Here is a 16,374-nt window from a genome sequence, read left to right on the forward strand (position 1 = left end):
TCCAAGAAGGTGTCGTACGGGGCGGGGGTCAGAAGAGGGCTCCGGCCGTGGCCGGGGTGGTGGGGTCGGATACCGGCAGCTGCGTTGTGGGGGTCACGTCGAGCTGTACGGCCAGGGCCGAGTGATCGGTGAGCCGGTCTGTACGGGTCCGCGGCTCGTGGAGGTAGAGACAGCCGCGGAGCGCGTAGGTCAGGGACGCTGAGACGTGGGCGTGGTCGTACCGGTAGCCGTCGCCGGTCCGGCCGACCCACGAGTACTGTGCGGCCTGTGGGTGTTGGTGGCGGAACGCGTCGCAGTATCCGGCGGCTTCGAGGCCCTCATAGAACGCGTACTCGAACGGTTTGAAGAACGGGTATCGCGGCTCGTGCTTCGGCTCCAGGATGTTGAAGTCGCCGATGACGATCCTGTTTCCCGTCGTCCCGGCCGGGATTGCGGCGCTGGCCTCCTGAAGGAACCGGCGTTTGCGCTCCGTCTTCGGCGCCGTCGCATCCCTAGAGGGGACGTAGAGGCCGATGATGTCGAGCGGCCCCGCCGTAGTCGCGACGGTCACCGAGACGCCCCGGTGCGGCAGGTAGCCGAAGCGCGTCCCGGGATCCTCAACAGGGAGCCGGCTGACGATCATCACGCCCCGCTCGCCCTTTCCCGGCCGCGGGAACACGACCCGGTATCCCGCAGCCTCGAACCGGGCAGCCAGGAACTCACAGCCGTCACTCGGCGCCGTCTCCGTGAGCACCAGAACGTGCTGCTGGCGGTCCGCCAGCCAGGCAAGCTGCCGCTCCGCCCGCTGCCGGGAGGGGTTGTTGAGGTTGAACGTCAGCACATCCATTGAGGTGGCCCCTGCTCTGCATTCCGATGATTTCGCCCGCAATGGTGCGTGCGAGGCTTTCCACATCAGCGGCGGTCGTGTCCAGATGGAGGACGTGCGCGCCGCGGTCACCAAGGAACGTAGCGGCTTCGGCGTACAGACCGAACTCGATCAGGCTGCTGCCGGGCAACTGTTCGTAGCGGCTGTGCGGCCCGCGTCGGGCAAGCCTGTCCGCGATGACGTCCGGGTGCGCGGTGAGGAACACCATGAGGTCCGGCAGGTCGGCATGACGGTTGAGATCCCATACCACCTCGTTAGGGACACCGTCGATGCCCTGGAGCACCAGCGATGAGGCGATGTACCGGTCACACACGACGATCTCGCCGCGCTCCAGCGCAGGCCGGACCTCTTTGACGAGATGCTGGTATCGGTCTGCCGCGATGAGGCAGGCCATCGTCATGCCCTGGTACTGCTCCGTGCCGTAACGGGCGAGATTCCCAAGCGTCGTATCGGTCGGCTCTCGCGTTGCGTGCACCGCGCGGCCCTGGGCGCGCAGCTGCTCGGCGACGGCGCTCTGCACGGATGACTTCCCGACGCCGCCGGGGCCGTCGAGGGTGACGAAGACTCCGGCGTCGGTCACGAGAGCGCCACCACAGGCAGCATGCGGGACTGCTTCGGCACAATGGGGCACTGCTCGCTGTCGACGGCCCCGATGCGGTGGCCGGCGGCGACCACTGCGGCCGGGCACCCCTTGCCGCAGGAGGAGGACATCGAACAGCTCCCGCACGTCGGGTTGGCGCCGAGGTCCCACCGCTCGTGGAACTTGTAGGCATCGAGACGGGCGGCGATGTCGTCGTCCTCCCACACGTTGCCGACGAGGAAGTCCGTGTCGGAGTGCTGGGATACCTTCGTCTGGGCTGCGAAGACGAGGTAGGGGCAGACGGCGACCCCGCCCTTCGTGAACACGTAGATGATGGTCCCGGCCTCGCACCCAGCCAGTGGCTTGTCATCGTTGGGGAACCGGATGTGGACCATGTCCAGGCCCTCGTCGGCGAAGTGCAGTGTGAGGTCCCGGATGTTGCGCATTTGGTCGTCCGGCCGGCGGAGCTTGCCCTGGCTGTTGGCGCCGCGGCCCATGGGACCGAGCGGGTTCATCAGGACGTACGTCGCGCCATGTTCTTTGGCGAATTCGCAGAGCTGGACGTACTCCTCATCCCTGGCGAGGTTGTTCGGGGTGCAGAGGAGTCCCTGGAGGATGCCTGCCGTAGCGAACCGCTTCACGGTCCCGACGGTCTCCTCGAAGCCCTCTGGGCGGCCCCGGAACCTTCCATGGGACTCGGCGGCGAACCCATCGAGGGACACGTTCATGTGCGCATCTAACGCGGCGAGCTCGGCGATCTGCTCGTCGGTCACCATCGTCGCGTTCGTGCAGACGCCGACACCCATTCCGGCCGTGCGGAAATCCCTCACGATCTGGATGAGCTCCGGATGCATGAACGGCTCACCACCGGTGATGGTGACACGCGTGACACGGGCGGCGGCGAGCTGGGGAATGAGCTGGGCCCGGATCTTCTCCGGGTCCATGTACGAACCGCGCTTCGTCGCCGAGACGAAACAGTGCGCGCATTTCTCGTTGCAAGGTTCGCAGACCTGGATGAGGGCCTTTCTGAGCCCGTTGTCCACTGTGGTCCGGAAGTAGCAGGACGCGGCCTGCCCCTCAGTGATGATCGGTCGTGCGGTCATTGCAGACCTCCGCGGATCGCGATACGGGATTCGCCGCAAGGCGGTGGAACCTGCTCCTCACCGAGCGCTGCGGCCGCGTCGGCGAGGAGCGGGGATCATGGGGTGAGCTCAGGCTCAGCAGGGAGGTAGGCCAGGAACACCTGCCGCTGGTAGAGGTACTTCAGCACGCGCACGTAGGTGTCGTTGTCGGTGGTGATGGCCGGCCGGGCGATGGCGAGGATGCCGTCGGCGAAGCCCTGCGCCGCGTACCTGCGTGCTTCCGTGAACCCGGGCCGCTCGGCGAGAGGGCGCGGCTGACCCATATCGGCGAACGTCCTGGAAGAGACCTGCCAGCCCTGCTCGGTTGCGTACCTGGCGATCGTTTCGAGGTCGGCGCGCCGCTCGGCGCCGGGTTGTACGAGCACGTACGGAGCAACGCGCAGCCGGCGGCCATGACGGGCGACGTTGGCAGTGATCTCAGACATGTACTGACTGCGCAGTAGTTCCAGCCGTTCGGCGCGGGCTTGGGGTCGGAGAGCTGTGAACACGTCGGGTCCTTAGAGGTCGGACCTGCCGCCGAGGGGGGAAGGTCTCGGCGGCAGGCGGCTTGACCGCGCACGGCGCCATGCCGGGGAGTTGTGGGCGGCAGCGCCACACGCGGAGTTCAGGCGATCGTGCTGAGCGCAGATCCGAGGAGCGCTTCGTGGGGTGCGGGGCCGGGCTGGAACTGGTCGAGGAGCTGGCGCAGCGCTGCGGGCGGAACGAGCCGGTCGCCGCGGCAGGGGCGCAGCCAGTACGGGCCGGGCGGCTCCGTCGCCGTCACCGGCGGCAGCGCCACCTGGTGCGGCCGGCCGAGACACAGGGCGTGGCGGTGCGGTGCCCACCGTTCGCTGGTGCCGGGCGGCACGAGCCAGATGAGCCAGGAGCGGTGCGGGTCCTCGATGACGGGCCCGCACGCGTCCGCCTGGTCGTCGCCGGTCTGCTGGATGCCGTCGAGGACCCGTATGGCGGCGTAGGCCTGGGAGCCGCTGGCTGTGACGACGATGTCGAAGAGGTTCCCGCCGAGGGGGAGCTGGGCCACCCGCTGCTGCTGAAGCGCCATCAGGCTGCGCACGCGGGCAGCCAGGTCGCCCATGTCGGGGGCGACGCTCTGCGGGTCGACGAGTTCGGAGGTGGGGGTGAAGCCGACCGGGGCCGGGGCCGGCAGCTGCCGGTGCGGAGTGACGCCGCGCCGGGGCAACTGCTCGGTGAGGCTCACGCCGGCTCCCTCTCGTCTACCCCGGCCAGAACCGCGGTGACCGTCTTGCCCACCACACGCCCGCTGTCGTCCACCTTCACGTCCCACGACAGGCGGCCGCCGTAGTGCTGGACCCACCACAGGCCGCTTCCCTTCGGGGGCGTGGAGGTGGCCGTCTCGAAGTCGGGGAAGGCGGGTTCGGCATCGGCTACCTCGATGCGGAGCTCTTCCGTCTCCGCGAGCACCGTCAGCCGGAGGTCGATGCAGCCGTCGGAGAACGGTTTGCCGTGATGGGCTGCGTTGTGCACGAGCTTGTCGCTGACCTGTCCGGCGGCATCCACGTTGCCCGTCCAGCGGGCGACCGTGAGGCGGGGGCGTACGCGGAGCCGGGCGTTCGGCCCTGCGGCGGCGTTTGCCAGGAGCTTGGTGGTCCAGGCGTAGCGCGGGCTCTCGGGGTCTGCCATCAGCGGTAACAGGGTGAGCGTGGCGCGCACCGGGTGTACTTCGGTGGCTGCCACGGGCGTGGTGGACGTCGAGGCGTCGGTCGAGCACGCAGCCGCGCCGAGTGGGACTGGGGGGTTCAGGTACATCACGTCACCGTTGCGGTAGTGGTCCGGCAGGACGCCTGTGCGGCTGTCGTCGTCATCACGTCCTCGGGGGAGGGCGAGCGGGGGACGCCGAGCGGCTTCCTTGCTCACGTGTAGTTAGGTAACCGCGCTCCGTGGTCGTTGTGGATGCCGATTGCGCTGGGAGTTGCTCGCGGGCCCCCTGCCGTTTTGACTGTCCCTTTACTCGTCATCCGGGCGCCGGACTCTAACGTTCTGTCATGCCGGGGACACGGAACGATGCACTCGCGTTGTGGCTGGAACAGCACAAGATGCCCGTCGAAGAGCTAAGAGACCTGCTCAACGGGGCAATCGGAGATCTGACCGGCCGCTACGGGAGGGTCAACGACCGGCACATCTACAAGCTGCTCCGCGGGGAGCACAGATCCCCCAACTCGGTTTTGAGAGAGGCATTTCAGAGGGTGACGGGTCGAACAGCCGCAGAGTTAGGGTTCGTTCCTCGGGGGAGCAAACAGGTAGGCCACCCCCCGCGACCCGAGGACGATCCCGTGTACCGACGCGCATTCCTTACCGCGGCCACCGCCGCCGGCGCTTCACTGACCATGCCTTCCGCGGCGCAACGCCGACTCGGATCCGGCGACGTCGACAGGATGAACGCCAAGCTGGCCGCCGTGGTCAGCATGGACAACAAGTACGGCGGAACGCCGGAACTGCAGCAGCACGCCGCCAGCCTCGCCGAAGAGACCATCCGACTCCAGAACACACACACCGCGTCCAGCCGCATCCGCTCGGAGCTGTACGGCGTGGCAGCCGCGTTCACGGCGAGCGCCATGTGGGCCGCCATCGACGGCCGGCGCCTCGATGAGGCAGAGCCCTATCTCAACCAGGCGGTGACACTCGCAGGCCTGGCCAACAACCGAGCCGTCCTGTACCGCATCTGGGGCCACGCCAGCATCATGTACCGCCATCTCGGCCGCCCCGCCGACGCAGTCGCCGCCAGCGAAGCCGCTCGCGCCACGTCGATCGTCCGCAGTGATCCTCTGTACGCCTCCCTGGCACTGGCACGCCTCGCGACCTACCACGCCGACGCAGGCGACGAGCGCGGAGCGCTGCGCGCCATCGGCCTCGCCCAGGCCAGCTATGACCGAGCCGACAAGACGAAGCACCGTCCCCCGTGGATGGGCTTCTACGACCAGGCCGAGCTCGACAGCCTGGCCGTCTTCGCGCACCTGCGGCTCGGCCGGTGGGAAGACGCCGAGCGCCACGCACACAGGTGCCTCGCGGGCCTGCGGCCTGACCTCGAACGCAACCGGGCCCTGACCTACGCCAACCTGGCGCTCGCCCAGCTCGGGCAGGGCGACTTGGAACTGGCCGTGGCGTCGGCCCGGAACGTCCCGGCCGACGCGGCGCGCGGCCGCGTCGGAGTGCTCCTGAAGGACTTCACCAGCAAGATCTCGGCCGTGGCGCCGCGCAGCTCCGAGACCATCGCGTGGCTAGAGCACCGGAGGGCAGCCGCATGAACGGCACGATCACCTACAAGCGGACCAGCGACGTCGAACAGGTTCGCCGGCTCATCGTCGATATCCACGTGGAGGTGCGGGGGGAGTTCGGTCTGATGGACCGTCCCTTCTACCACCCCGACCGGTTCGACGAGCGGCTGACGGCGTACTCCTCCCGCCCCGGCTGGGAGGCCGTCGTCGGATACCAGGACGAGGAGCCGGTGGGCTACGTGTTCGCCGTGCCCCTCGGTGAGAACACCGGATGGTGGACCGCCGAGAAGGAACCGCTCCCCGCCGAGTACACCCAGGAAGACGGAAGGCGGACGCTCGCCCTCAACGAAATCCTCGTCCGGCGCGCGTGGCGAGGCGCCCACGGCAACGGGATGGCGCGTGCTCTGCACGAGGAACTGCTCTCGCAGCGCCAGGAGCAGCGGGTCACTCTGCTGGTCAATCCGGCCCTGTCCGACGGCCGCCTCAAGGCCGTCTACGAGTCGTGGGGCTACAAGCAGATCGGCAGCCAGCAGCCCTTCGAGGACTCGCCGGTCTTCGCAACGATGATGCGCGACCCACTGGCCCAGTAACAGCCCCCAGAGGAGCCCCGAGGAGCCCGCCCCTGCAGCGCTGGGGGCGGGCTCCCTCACTCCTCGGCGGAAGCCGCCGCGACCGCAGCGTGCGCGGGTCCGCCGTACAGCGGCACCGCGGCCAGGGGGTCGCGTTCGCCGACGCCGTGCCGCCGGTCGTACACGGTGTCCGCGGTGTGCGAGCCGTCCGCCCACCGGCCGGCAATGTTGCGCTCCGCGAGCGGGAGAATAACCGGTAAGGCACGCCTAAGCGGGGAGGCGCGCCCTCCTCCTTGCAAACCCGGCTCAAAGCCGGGTTAATTTGCGTAGGCGCCCTGTGCCGTCCAGGGTGTTGCCGGGCCCCAGGGCGGTGCGACCACCTACCGGCGCCAGTTGCAGGGATCGCGGCCGGCATCCAGGCACGCCGAATGCCGCGCCCTGCTCGGCGCGGTCAAAGTTTTTCTAGTGCTGCGGTATTTATTCAGAGGCTCATCAGTGCCGAAAGAATCCTCCTCGCCAATTCCAGCGATCCGTCATTTGAATCCGGTTCGTGTGCCGGGGTACCTGCGCCGACGTGAGACTTTGCGGAGTCGGGTTGTAGGTCGGGGGGATCGTCGGGCAGTTGCAAGATGGCCAGCCTCGGCCGGCTGACGGCGTGACCGCATAGCTCGGTGCTCGCCGGTGCCGTCACCAGCAAGTTCCACCTGCCGTCGTCGCCCGCCGCGGCGGCGAAGCTTGTTGCGTCGGCGAGCAGGGAAGCCAGGGCCGCGCCCGGATCATGCGCGGCTCCCACGTTGTCGACGATGATCCAGATGGATGCCGGCTGCATGTCGAAGTAGGTCCGAACGGCATCGCGCAGCAACTCGCGATTCGTGCCTGCCGGTTCGCGAACCAGGGGCGACAGTGCACCCCATTCGGGTTCCGTCCGCAGCTTCCGCTCCTTCAGCGCGCGGAAGCTGCGGACGTCGAACAGCACGTCCGTCCACGGGGCGGCCCGCTGCGGCCTGTGCGCGTTCCGGACCGGCACGCGCCGTGCCCTCGCGCTTCCGCCGACTGCCGCACAGACGAGGAGAACGGCGGAGAAACCGCGCCGCGCTTCCTCCCATTCGCCGCCGTGCAGGGATGCGGGCGTCGGCCAACGCAGGGCTGCGGTCGGCCATGGGGAGAGTCCCCTAGAACCCCTGCCGGGATTTGCGGCAATGGTCTTGGGAGATCCCTGGGTGCTTTCCCGATCCTCCTCCTTCACTTCGTCGGAGAGCAGGAAGTCGCTGACGTCGGAAAGGTTCTCGATCTCCTCGGGGAGCGGCTCGGGGGTCATTTCTTGGAGCGCAGCGAACCGCTGCTCAAGCTCCTCGTCGGACAGGGGAGCGAAGCGCTCCTCCCCAGTGCCGTCGGTCTCGTCCTCATCTTTCAGGTGTGTCCCCAGTAGGCGCCAGTAGGCCGCCATGCTTAGTGCTTTCCCGCTGCCCACGCCCATCACAACCTCGGTCGCCCTGCCTGCTGCCAGCTGCTTGTCCTCGTCCTTCATCGCTGCGCCTCCGATTCCCCGTTGAGCGCCCTCAGCTGCTGCCTCGCTCGAACCAGGCGAACCCTGATCGCTCCTTCCTTGACGCCGAACTCCTTCGCCAGCTCCTGACCGGAAGCGCCCCTTGCCGCCATGACAACCAATCGCTGCGTCTCGGGCGGTAGTTGGCTGATAAGCCCGTCGTAGTGAAGGAACTCCACACAGACGTCCGGTTCTGCCCCCTTCGGAGCGGGGCGAGCGAAGGCTCTGTCCGAGGTGTCACACGGAGTTTCCGGTGTGGACTTCTGCTTCTCCCAGTGGTCCAGAGTCCGCTTTTTCACGCGATCCCATAGGAAACCTTCGGGATCTCGGATCTTGCTCCACCACTTGTATGCCTCAAGAAATGCGTTCTGCACGATGTCCTCTGCATCCGCCTGCGAAAGACGGCGCTCGCGTTTCATCAGCCGGCCGACGGTCGGGCGGAACCGGTCGCGCATGAAGGACCGGAACTCCTCGTCCGTGGTGCGGGGCGCTTCGCTCACAGCTCCCTGACTCCGTCATCTGTCGCTCGTCCGACTGCGCGGCCGCCTTGGAACGCACAGGAGCTGCTGCCCTGGCTGGGTGGCTGGCTCATGGGGGAGGACGAGCCGCGTGCGGAGGTTGTTACACCCGAACCCCCGCGAGTTGTCGCCGAGTTGTGCCAGACTGTGAGTGCAGGGTGCAACCAGGGTTATTTATGGAGGAGCATGTGGAGATCACCATCCGACTGCCGGACCCGGCACCGCCGGAGGTCATGCAGGCGCTCACTGACCTGATCGCCCGTATCGGGCCGGACGCCGCGGTGTCCACCGACACCGAATGGACCGTCGACCGGGCCGTCAAGCTGCTCCGCGACACCAACAGCCGAACGCTCCTCTTCGTCGAGGCGGCGATCGAGGGCGGGGGCTGGGTGGACGGCCCCGCCTACCGTGCGGAGTGGGGGGAGAGGGCGCTGCGCGGTCCCTCCCAGTCCATCACCAAGGCCATCAAGCGCGGCGCCGAACAGGGCCACTGGTCCCCGAAGATCACGCCGCCGTTCCGGCCCACCACCCCCGACAAGAACGGCTGGTCGAAGACCGGCGGCTACTACCTCGCCGAGGGACTCCTCCCCGTTTTCACCAAGGCCATGGCCATCCTGCGAGAGAAAGAAGCTGGCGCATGACCCGCCAGACTGCAGCCCCGTTCGACCACATCAGTCTCAACCCCACCCACGTCACCCTGGGTGAACTGGTGCGCCGTATCGACGGCGGCATGCTCGACCTGGAGCCGCCCAGCACGGCATACACGCCGACCGCCAGGACGACGATCCCGCCCGGGGTCGTCGTCACGATGTAGTTGGCTGTGCCGTCGTCGATCACTCTGGAGGCCAGAGGGCTGGTCGAGACGCCCCCTCGAGGAGGATGAGCAGCGCACATCCCAGCAGCAGAAGGAGCAGGGCTCGGTCTGAAAGACAGACTTCTTCTTTCCTCGATCTTCCTCATCTGGCCTCGCCGCTGCGACAGACTGCCGCCATGAACCATCAGGAAGCCCGCGAGGAACTGGCCGAGGCGATCGCCGACATCAAGCACACGGCCCTGGGCGTCGACGGCCACCTTTGGCCGGACATCGGCACACCGGACCTGACGCTGGCGGTAGAGGACCTGCTGCGCTCGGCTGCGCCGAACGACCAGGAGGGCATGGCTCGGCGTGTGTCGGAGGCATTCATCGTGCACCCCGGCCAGCTGTACGCGCACGGGATCGACAACCTCTCGTTCGGCACCGCGATTCTCTCGCTGCGGCTGGCGCTGGCCCACCTGGACGCCGCGCAGCGCCCGGAGTAGGGACCATGTCGTCGCGCCGTTTGCGTCAGTCGATGAGGTAGTGGGCTTCGATGTAGGCGACGGTGGAGTCGTACGGCTCTCCCACCGGCTTCAACTGGTACCGGCGGAAGACCGCGGCGGTAGCGCGGCGGACGCCTCGGTTGCGGGCGTCCGCGTTGTCCCAGGAGCCTGCGAGGGTGCGGGTCACCACCTGGTCGATTTCCTCGGCCAGGTTCTTCTCTGTGATGGTCAGGCCGGACGGTGCGTGGTCGTGGATGATCCGTGACAGGACGCCCACGTGGTCGTCGTCCAGCACGACGACGGCTTCGTCGGGGTGTTTCCCGGCGTCCACGATGGCGCGGGCGACCCGCAGCGCCTCGGACAGGAACTCCAGGGCGTCTTGGGCGTTCTGGATGATCCGGTGCCGCAACTGCTTTATCCGCTCGGCGAGGGCGGTGTACTTCGCGGAGCCCGGTTCTACGTCCTTGTCGAGGGCGGCCTTGATGTGGTCCAGGATCTCCGCCGCGGACGGCGGCGTCTTGTCCCCACCGTCGTCCCGGCCGGGCTGGGGGCGGACGAGGGCCAGCAGCTCCTTGAGTATGGAGATGCCCTGGGCGTCCAGGACGAGGGCTTCCTCCTGGGAGGCGACCACGGAGAAGGAGTGGACGTGGGCGTTGATGATCTCCAGGACCATCGGCCCTAGCTCGTTGAGCCGTTCCTTGCGCTCCTCGTCGGAGGACTTCTTGAACAGGGTCGTGTACACGGACCCGAACAGAGCGAAGCCGTCGCGAAACTTGGTGACCCGCTTGTCGGTACTGATGAGCGGATACAGGCGGGCCAGGAGCCGGTAGTCCCTGGTGAACATCTCGGCTGCGCCGGGGTGGGCGTCCAGGAAGGTGTTGATGGCGCGCACCGACTCATATCCGTGGACCGTGAGGTCCAGGCCGTCCACGTCCACGAGGAGGTCTTCGATGCGGGCGAAGACGGTGCGGAACTCGGCGACCAGCTCGGACACGTCGGTGACGAACCCGCTCCTCTTGCCGCCGGTCTTCTCCGCGGTGGGGTCGGCGACGGCCCGCTGGACCTCTTCGGCCAGACCGATGTAGTCCACGACCACGCCCTGCGTCTTCACGAACCCGGTCGGGGAGATCCAGGTGCGGTTCGGGCGGGTGATCGTCTGGAACAGGGTGTGGGCCTTCAGCGGCTTGTCCAGGTAGAGGACGCCCTCGTTGGGGGCGTCGAACCCGGTCATCAGCTTCGCGGTCACCACCAGGAAGCACAGCGGGTCGTCCGGGGTGAGGAACCGCCGCTTCTGCTCCTCCTCCTGGACTTCCGAGAGCTGGAACTTCCGCAGGGTGGGGTCTTCGTCCTTGGAGTCCGAGACGGAGATGTTCACCTCGGCGGTGATCCGGTCGTGCCTGCCGACTTCGGCGAGCACCTGGGAGGCCTCGAACCCGGCCAGCAGCTCGTTGATCTTGTTCGTGTACGCCACGGCCAGCTCACGGTTGAAGGCGACGACCTGGGCCTTGAGGCCATTGCGGTAGGCGCCGGCCAGGTAGTGGTCCACGATGTCCTGGCAGACCGCATGTATGCGGTCGGGATTGGAGAACACCGAGGTCAAGCGCCCGAACTTGCGGGACAGGGCCTCACGGTCGGGCTCGTCGAGATCGAAGGCGTCGGCGAACTCGTCGAACTCGTCCTGCAGCTCCCGGTCGTTCATCTCGAAGGAGACCGGGTGCGGGTCCAGCATTACCGGGACGGTCGCCTCGTCCAGCAGGGACCGGGACACCGAGTACCGGTGCAACACCCGGCCCGGGTCACTCTCCTCACCGAAGAGGGCGAAAGTGTCGGTGGCGAGGTTGCGCACGGGGGTGCCGGTCATGCCGAAGAACTTCGCCTGCGGCAGTGCCGCGCGCATCTGCCCGGCCAGGGACTTCGACCGGGCGGACTGGGTGCGGTGCGCCTCGTCGACCAGCACGATGATGTTGTCTCGCATCGACAGGTTCTTGCCAGCGTCGGCGAACTTGTGAACGGTCGTGGAGATGACGCCGCGCACGTCGTCGGCCAGCAGGGCGCGCAGCTCGGCGCTGGTGGCGGGCTGGTGGAAGTAGGCGTCCCCCATCGCGGAGGTGAACACCCCGGAGGTCTGCCGGACCAGCTGGGTGCGGTCGGAGAGCAGGATGATTGTGGGCGACTCGGTGCGGGTGTCGGCCAGCAGCAGCGAGGCGGCGAACACCATCAGCAGCGTCTTCCCCGAGCCCTGGTGGTGCCAGATCAGGCCCTTCGACCCTTCCGCCAGAACCCGCTGGTGGATCAGGTGCGCGGCCTCCATCTGCGGGTAGCGGGGCAGGTACTTCTTGTCCACCCCGCCCCCGGAGGTGTCGAAGAGGGCGAAGTTGGCGAGCATGTCCAGGATTGTGGCCGGGTTCAGCAGCAGCTCGACGGAGCGCTGCACGTCGGCCTGCCCGGCCAGGTTCTCGTCATCGGCGGTGGACCTGAACGGCTGCCACAGGTTTGTGGGCGCGCCGGCGGCACCGAAGCGCAGCTTCAGCCCGTCGGAGGCGACGGCGAAGACATTGGGGGTGAAGAACCACGGGTACTCGGCGACGTACACGTCGTTGATTTCGCGGGCGGCGTCGGCCCACCCGGACTTCGCGGTCGGCGACTTCACCTCCACCACGACCAGCGGCAGGCCGTTGACCCAGTACACCAGGTCAAACCGGCGGTAGGTCTTGCCGGGGACGGTGATGATCACCTCGTCCGACACCACCAGCGTGTTGGCGGCCGGGTGCACGAGGTCGATGACCTTCAGGGCGTGCCACATACCGTTGGCGTCCCTAAACTCCTTACGGCCCCGCAGCAGGCCTAACACCTGCTCGTTGGCCCGCACCAGGCCGCCCTCGACAGCATTGACCGTAGCGACGATCTCCCCGACCACCGCGTCCACGTCAAACCCACCGATGACGTCCGGGTTGAGCCGGACGAGGGCGTCCCGTAACTGGCCGGCGAGCACCGTCTGCGTGGTCTCACGCGGCAGCGCCCTGCCCGCCGTGAAGCCCCACCCCATCGGTAGGGACCACTGGATCACCAGGTTCTGGAACTCACGCTCCCGAATGCCCTTCGCCACGGCTCAGACCCCCAGCTCGGCAGGCTCGATCTCGATGGTCCGGTCCAACAATCCCGCCAGCAGCCCTGTCCGAGCTTGACGGAGCCTGTTGGCTTCGGCACGGATCGAGGCGACCTGAGCGAAAACCGCGTCATGCACCTCAACTGCTCGCACTTGCTGTTCGTCACCGAGCAACGGCACCCGAAGAGTCCGGTACTTCTCGGCGGTCAAGTGCTTGATGGTCGTAACGGTGCACAGATCCGCAATCGCGCCACTTGCGTAGGAGTGCTTGATGGCGACATAGAGGAAACGTGGATCTACTCCCGTGGCACGCACGCGGTGCACGGCCTTCTGGTAGTAGATTCCATTTAGGTCCTCGGAGAGGATGACGCTTCGCCCCGGGTCGCCGCCCTCGCACGACAGAATGTCGCCGGCGCGCAGCGAATACCGTGCACGGTCCTTCTCGGTGAAGGTCATCGTCTTTAGATCAGTGAGGTTCAGGCCCTGCCACTGCACGTCTGCGTTTCTGACGTAAGGAGCCTGATCTGGTCCTTTAGCCCGTTCCTTGGAGAGCATCTTGCCGAGTCGGACTTCAGCAATGTCTCCTAGGGGTGCATGGCTATCTGCGATGGAGAACTCGGTCGCAATCCACCCATCGAGAGCGTGCTCTAGCGCGTCGGCCTCGGTGTCGAGTGCGGCGATCTGGTCATCGACCGCATCAAGCACCTCGACGATCCGTGCTTGTGCCTCGCGTGGTGGAATCGGGAGTTGGATCTGCAAGAGCTGCTCTGGGTTGAGGCGCTTGCGCCGTTGAACCGTCCCGCTCACTCGATTCTTCATTTCGGCCCAGAGTCGCGGTGAGCGACAGACGTGCCTCATCCATTCGGGCATCAGCTCTGGGCCGAGTGTGAACGTCGGGAACTCGTTGCTGACGACGAATCCATCAAACTCGGCAGGAACTACGGTGATCGGGCCTTCCCACGCGGTCAGTTTTCGCATCACGACCTGGTCGACACGCAGCACGTTCATTGCTGCGTACTCTGTGTCTCCGCCGTCGAATTCGCCTTTATTAACAATTCCCTGTCCTGCGTTTAGAACCCCGGCCAAACGGTAGATAGTTGCAAGCTTCATCGGTACGCGCTGGATATCGAGGCGCATCACCTCGCCGAGCGGACGAAGTGGATAGCCGTCACTCATCGAAACCCTCGATCCCGGCAGCGGCGAGTACGTCGAGCATCCGTCGCTCGGTCTTCTGACGCTCGGCTCGGGCGACGTTGTACGCCTCGATGAGGGTGCCGAGATCCCCTGCCTCAGCTGCGGCCTGCTTGATGTAGCGGCCGATGTTGAGGTCGTACCCGTTCGCCGCAATCTCCGTGGTGGGGACGAACCGTACCGCCAGTCCGCCTTCTCCATCGGGGTCCACCGGGTTGCCGTCGGCGTCGAATTTCGAGTGGTAGGCGGTCACGATGTCGGCGACGTCGGCGGCGGTGAGGATGTTGCGGTTCTTAGCCTTTACGAACCGCTGGGAGGCGTCGATGAACAGGGCCCCCTCCTGCCGGTCCAAGGTCTTGGTACCGGGGGCACGGAATACCAGGATCGCCGTGGGGATACTGGTGTTGTAGAAGAGGTTGGCCGGCAGGCCGATGACGGCTTCGAGCAGGTTGTCGTCCAGAACGCGTCGGCGGATGGCTGCTTCCTGGCCGCCTCGGAAGAGAACGCCGTGGGGCAGGACGACGCCGGCGCGGCCCTTCTTCGGGTCCATCGACGCGACCATGTGCTGGACGAATGCCCAGTCCGCCGACGACTGCGGGGCGACACCGCCGAGGGCGCGGGGGTCGTTGGTCCAGGGCTTCCACTTCAGGCTGTAGGGCGGGTTGGCGAGGATCACGTCGAAGGTCGCGACGGACCCGTCCGGCTTTTTGAAGCGCGGGTCCTTCAGGGTGTCGCCGACCTCGACCTGGAACTGGGTGAGGTTGTGCATGAAGAGGTTCATGCGGGCCACACCGGCGGTGTCAGGGACGGCCTCCTGCCCATATAGCTTGAGCGTGTAGCCACGGCCGCCGTGGGCCTTCAGGAGGTTCGCGGAGGCGATGAGCATGCCGCCTGATCCGCAGGTCGGGTCGTACACCGACTCGTGCCCCTTGGGGTCGAGGATCTCGACGAGCAGCTCGACGACCTCGCGCGGGGTGAAGAACTGGCCGGCGCGGGTGCCGGACCCGTCGGAGAACCGCTTCAGCAGGTACTCGTACGCCCCACCGAGCACGTCGTGGGACATGTTGCCCTCGTGCATCTTCGGGGTGCGGTCCATCGCCTGCATGACCGCCGCCAACACCTCCCCCGACAGCACCTCTTCGGAGGTCCAGGTCATGGACCCGAACAGGCGGGAGAATTTGTCGGGGTTGGCTGTCTCGATGGCCTGCAGGGAGGCGCGGACCCGCTGGCCGAGGCCAGGCTGAGTGATGGTGGCGAGGATGGACGACCAGGAGGCGCGACGCTCGGCGACGGTGCCGGGGTGGATGAACGGGATCTCGAACGACTGGTAGTCGCGGTACTCGATCTCGCGAGCTTCCTCGGTAGAGAGGTCGTCCAGGCCCTCGTTGTCGGCCAGGAACTCCTGGTGGTGGTGCTCCCAGGTGTCCGACAGGTACTTCCAGAACATCAGCGGGAAGACGACCGAGGAGTACTGCGCTTCAGGCATCGCCACGCGCAACTCGTCAGCGGCGTCCCACAACCGGTTCTCGATCTCCTGCTGGGTTACTGCCATCAGTCGGGAATGTCCTTGCTCGTCAAAAGGTGGCGACCCGAAGGCCGTAGCGCTCCGGCGGGTCACCCTATTTCGGGAGTGCCTGGCACGTACAGGACGGGGTGCCCTCAGGCTCAAGGCTGTGACCCGCGAACGGCGCAGCTGCGGACCTGGATCGTCACCATGACAGCCCCGGACCCGCCGTCACCGGCGACGTGGACGCCCGGCCCAATGAAGGCGTCCGGCCGGGTCACGCTGCGTTCCGGATTAGACGCCCCGCCGAGATTCCCGGGCGGGAGTCCGCGGTCTGGTGTGATGCGGAGTCGGGAGTATCAGGCGGGAGAGGCCGGGACAGCGGTGGGGAGTTCGACGGTCGGGGTGTCGGGGGTGTTCTGGACGAGGGCGAGTTGGAGGCGTTCGGGAGGCCGGCGAGTTCGGCGGACTCGGGGCGGCTCTGTTCATCGTGGAGCTCCTGGGCGGTGAACTCTCGAGGACATGGTCCCGGCTTTTGGCGTTCGGCCCGTACTGGTCGGGGAACACCCGGACGAGCCACCAAGCGGCCGCGCGCCAGTCCGCCGTTCCGGCGGGCTCCCGCCGTCGGTGGAGATGCAGGGGGCTCCGCCCCCCACCCCCCGGCCCCCCACAGAGGGGGCGGGGGCCGGAAGTGATCTTGAGGTGAGTGGGTGGGGCTGGGGGTGGGCGGCCGGGGGGGGGCCCCCCCCCCCCCGGCCCCCCCCCGCGCCCCCCCCCCCCCCCCCCCCCCCCCCCCCCCCCCCCCCCCCCCCCCCCCCCCC

The 16,374-nt window shown here is 67.2% G+C and carries 16 protein-coding genes; 5 read left to right on the top strand and 11 right to left on the bottom strand.

Going from position 1 to position 16,374, the window contains the following annotated elements:
- Nucleotides 1–28: 28 nt before the first annotated feature.
- The 6 genes from ACIGXJ_RS35960 to ACIGXJ_RS35985 all read right to left on the bottom strand — a co-directional run bounded on the left by ACIGXJ_RS35960 (nt 29) and on the right by ACIGXJ_RS35985 (nt 4,462).
- On the bottom strand, nt 29–826 hold the full coding sequence (locus ACIGXJ_RS35960) for an endonuclease/exonuclease/phosphatase family protein (RefSeq protein WP_399654762.1): 798 nt from the start codon (nt 824–826) through the stop codon (nt 29–31).
- Nucleotides 708–1,445, bottom strand: coding sequence for a dTMP kinase (gene tmk, locus ACIGXJ_RS35965; RefSeq protein ID WP_399654765.1), 738 nt, complete (start codon nt 1,443–1,445; stop codon nt 708–710). Before tmk ends, ACIGXJ_RS35960 begins: the two co-directional genes overlap by 119 nt.
- Nucleotides 1,442–2,548, bottom strand: coding sequence for a radical SAM protein (locus ACIGXJ_RS35970; RefSeq protein WP_399654768.1), 1,107 nt, complete (start codon nt 2,546–2,548; stop codon nt 1,442–1,444). The genes tmk and ACIGXJ_RS35970 overlap by 4 nt, the downstream gene beginning before the upstream one ends.
- Nucleotides 2,549–2,643: 95 nt before the next feature.
- Nucleotides 2,644–3,012 (bottom strand): hypothetical protein, encoded by a 369-nt coding sequence (locus ACIGXJ_RS35975; RefSeq protein WP_399654771.1) that lies wholly within the window; start codon nt 3,010–3,012, stop codon nt 2,644–2,646.
- A gap of 179 nt (nt 3,013–3,191) precedes the next feature.
- Complete coding sequence (locus ACIGXJ_RS35980; protein WP_399654774.1) at nt 3,192–3,785, bottom strand: hypothetical protein; 594 nt, start codon at nt 3,783–3,785, stop codon at nt 3,192–3,194.
- The gene (locus ACIGXJ_RS35985; protein WP_399654777.1) at nt 3,782–4,462 is read right to left on the bottom strand and encodes a hypothetical protein; all 681 of its coding nucleotides are present in this window, start codon (nt 4,460–4,462) and stop codon (nt 3,782–3,784) included. Before ACIGXJ_RS35985 ends, ACIGXJ_RS35980 begins: the two co-directional genes overlap by 4 nt.
- Nucleotides 4,463–4,878: 416 nt before the next feature.
- Here ACIGXJ_RS35985 and ACIGXJ_RS35990 point away from each other — a divergent pair, with 416 nt between their 5' ends.
- Nucleotides 4,879–5,850, top strand: a complete 972-nt coding sequence (locus ACIGXJ_RS35990; RefSeq protein WP_399654780.1) for a Tat pathway signal protein — start codon at nt 4,879–4,881, stop codon at nt 5,848–5,850.
- Nucleotides 5,847–6,410, top strand: a complete 564-nt coding sequence (locus ACIGXJ_RS35995; RefSeq protein ID WP_399654783.1) for an N-acetyltransferase — start codon at nt 5,847–5,849, stop codon at nt 6,408–6,410. The genes ACIGXJ_RS35990 and ACIGXJ_RS35995 overlap by 4 nt, the downstream gene beginning before the upstream one ends.
- 460 nt (nt 6,411–6,870) lie before the next feature.
- Here the strand turns inward: ACIGXJ_RS35995 and ACIGXJ_RS36000 are convergent, their stop codons facing one another.
- Both ACIGXJ_RS36000 and ACIGXJ_RS36005 read right to left on the bottom strand, forming a co-directional pair.
- Complete coding sequence (locus ACIGXJ_RS36000) at nt 6,871–7,917, bottom strand: hypothetical protein (RefSeq protein WP_399654786.1); 1,047 nt, start codon at nt 7,915–7,917, stop codon at nt 6,871–6,873.
- Entirely contained in the window at nt 7,914–8,435 is a 522-nt protein-coding gene (locus ACIGXJ_RS36005; RefSeq protein WP_399654788.1) for an RNA polymerase sigma factor, read from the bottom strand. The genes ACIGXJ_RS36000 and ACIGXJ_RS36005 overlap by 4 nt, the downstream gene beginning before the upstream one ends.
- Nucleotides 8,436–8,641: 206 nt before the next feature.
- Between ACIGXJ_RS36005 and ACIGXJ_RS36010 the strand changes: the two genes are divergently transcribed.
- The 3 genes from ACIGXJ_RS36010 to ACIGXJ_RS36020 all read left to right on the top strand — a co-directional run bounded on the left by ACIGXJ_RS36010 (nt 8,642) and on the right by ACIGXJ_RS36020 (nt 9,752).
- On the top strand, nt 8,642–9,094 hold the full coding sequence (locus ACIGXJ_RS36010; RefSeq protein ID WP_399654791.1) for a hypothetical protein: 453 nt from the start codon (nt 8,642–8,644) through the stop codon (nt 9,092–9,094).
- Nucleotides 9,091–9,267, top strand: a complete 177-nt coding sequence (locus ACIGXJ_RS36015; RefSeq protein WP_399654794.1) for a hypothetical protein — start codon at nt 9,091–9,093, stop codon at nt 9,265–9,267. The genes ACIGXJ_RS36010 and ACIGXJ_RS36015 overlap by 4 nt, the downstream gene beginning before the upstream one ends.
- A 176-nt stretch (nt 9,268–9,443) precedes the next feature.
- On the top strand, nt 9,444–9,752 hold the full coding sequence (locus ACIGXJ_RS36020; RefSeq protein ID WP_399654798.1) for a hypothetical protein: 309 nt from the start codon (nt 9,444–9,446) through the stop codon (nt 9,750–9,752).
- Between the two features lie 25 nt (nt 9,753–9,777).
- Here ACIGXJ_RS36020 and ACIGXJ_RS36025 read toward each other — a convergent pair whose 3' ends face one another.
- From ACIGXJ_RS36025 to ACIGXJ_RS36035, 3 genes are read right to left on the bottom strand one after another with little or no spacing between them, the layout of a single operon-like run.
- The gene (locus ACIGXJ_RS36025) at nt 9,778–12,858 is read right to left on the bottom strand and encodes a type I restriction endonuclease subunit R (RefSeq protein ID WP_399654801.1); all 3,081 of its coding nucleotides are present in this window, start codon (nt 12,856–12,858) and stop codon (nt 9,778–9,780) included.
- Between the two features lie 3 nt (nt 12,859–12,861).
- Nucleotides 12,862–14,034 (bottom strand): restriction endonuclease subunit S, encoded by a 1,173-nt coding sequence (locus tag ACIGXJ_RS36030; RefSeq protein WP_399654804.1) that lies wholly within the window; start codon nt 14,032–14,034, stop codon nt 12,862–12,864.
- Nucleotides 14,027–15,601, bottom strand: a complete 1,575-nt coding sequence (locus tag ACIGXJ_RS36035) for an N-6 DNA methylase (RefSeq protein WP_399654808.1) — start codon at nt 15,599–15,601, stop codon at nt 14,027–14,029. Before ACIGXJ_RS36035 ends, ACIGXJ_RS36030 begins: the two co-directional genes overlap by 8 nt.
- Between the last annotated feature and the right edge of the window lie 773 nt (nt 15,602–16,374).

Source organism: Streptomyces sp. NPDC053367, assembly GCF_044545925.1.
In the GTDB taxonomy this organism is placed as follows: Bacteria; Actinomycetota; Actinomycetes; order Streptomycetales; family Streptomycetaceae; genus Streptomyces.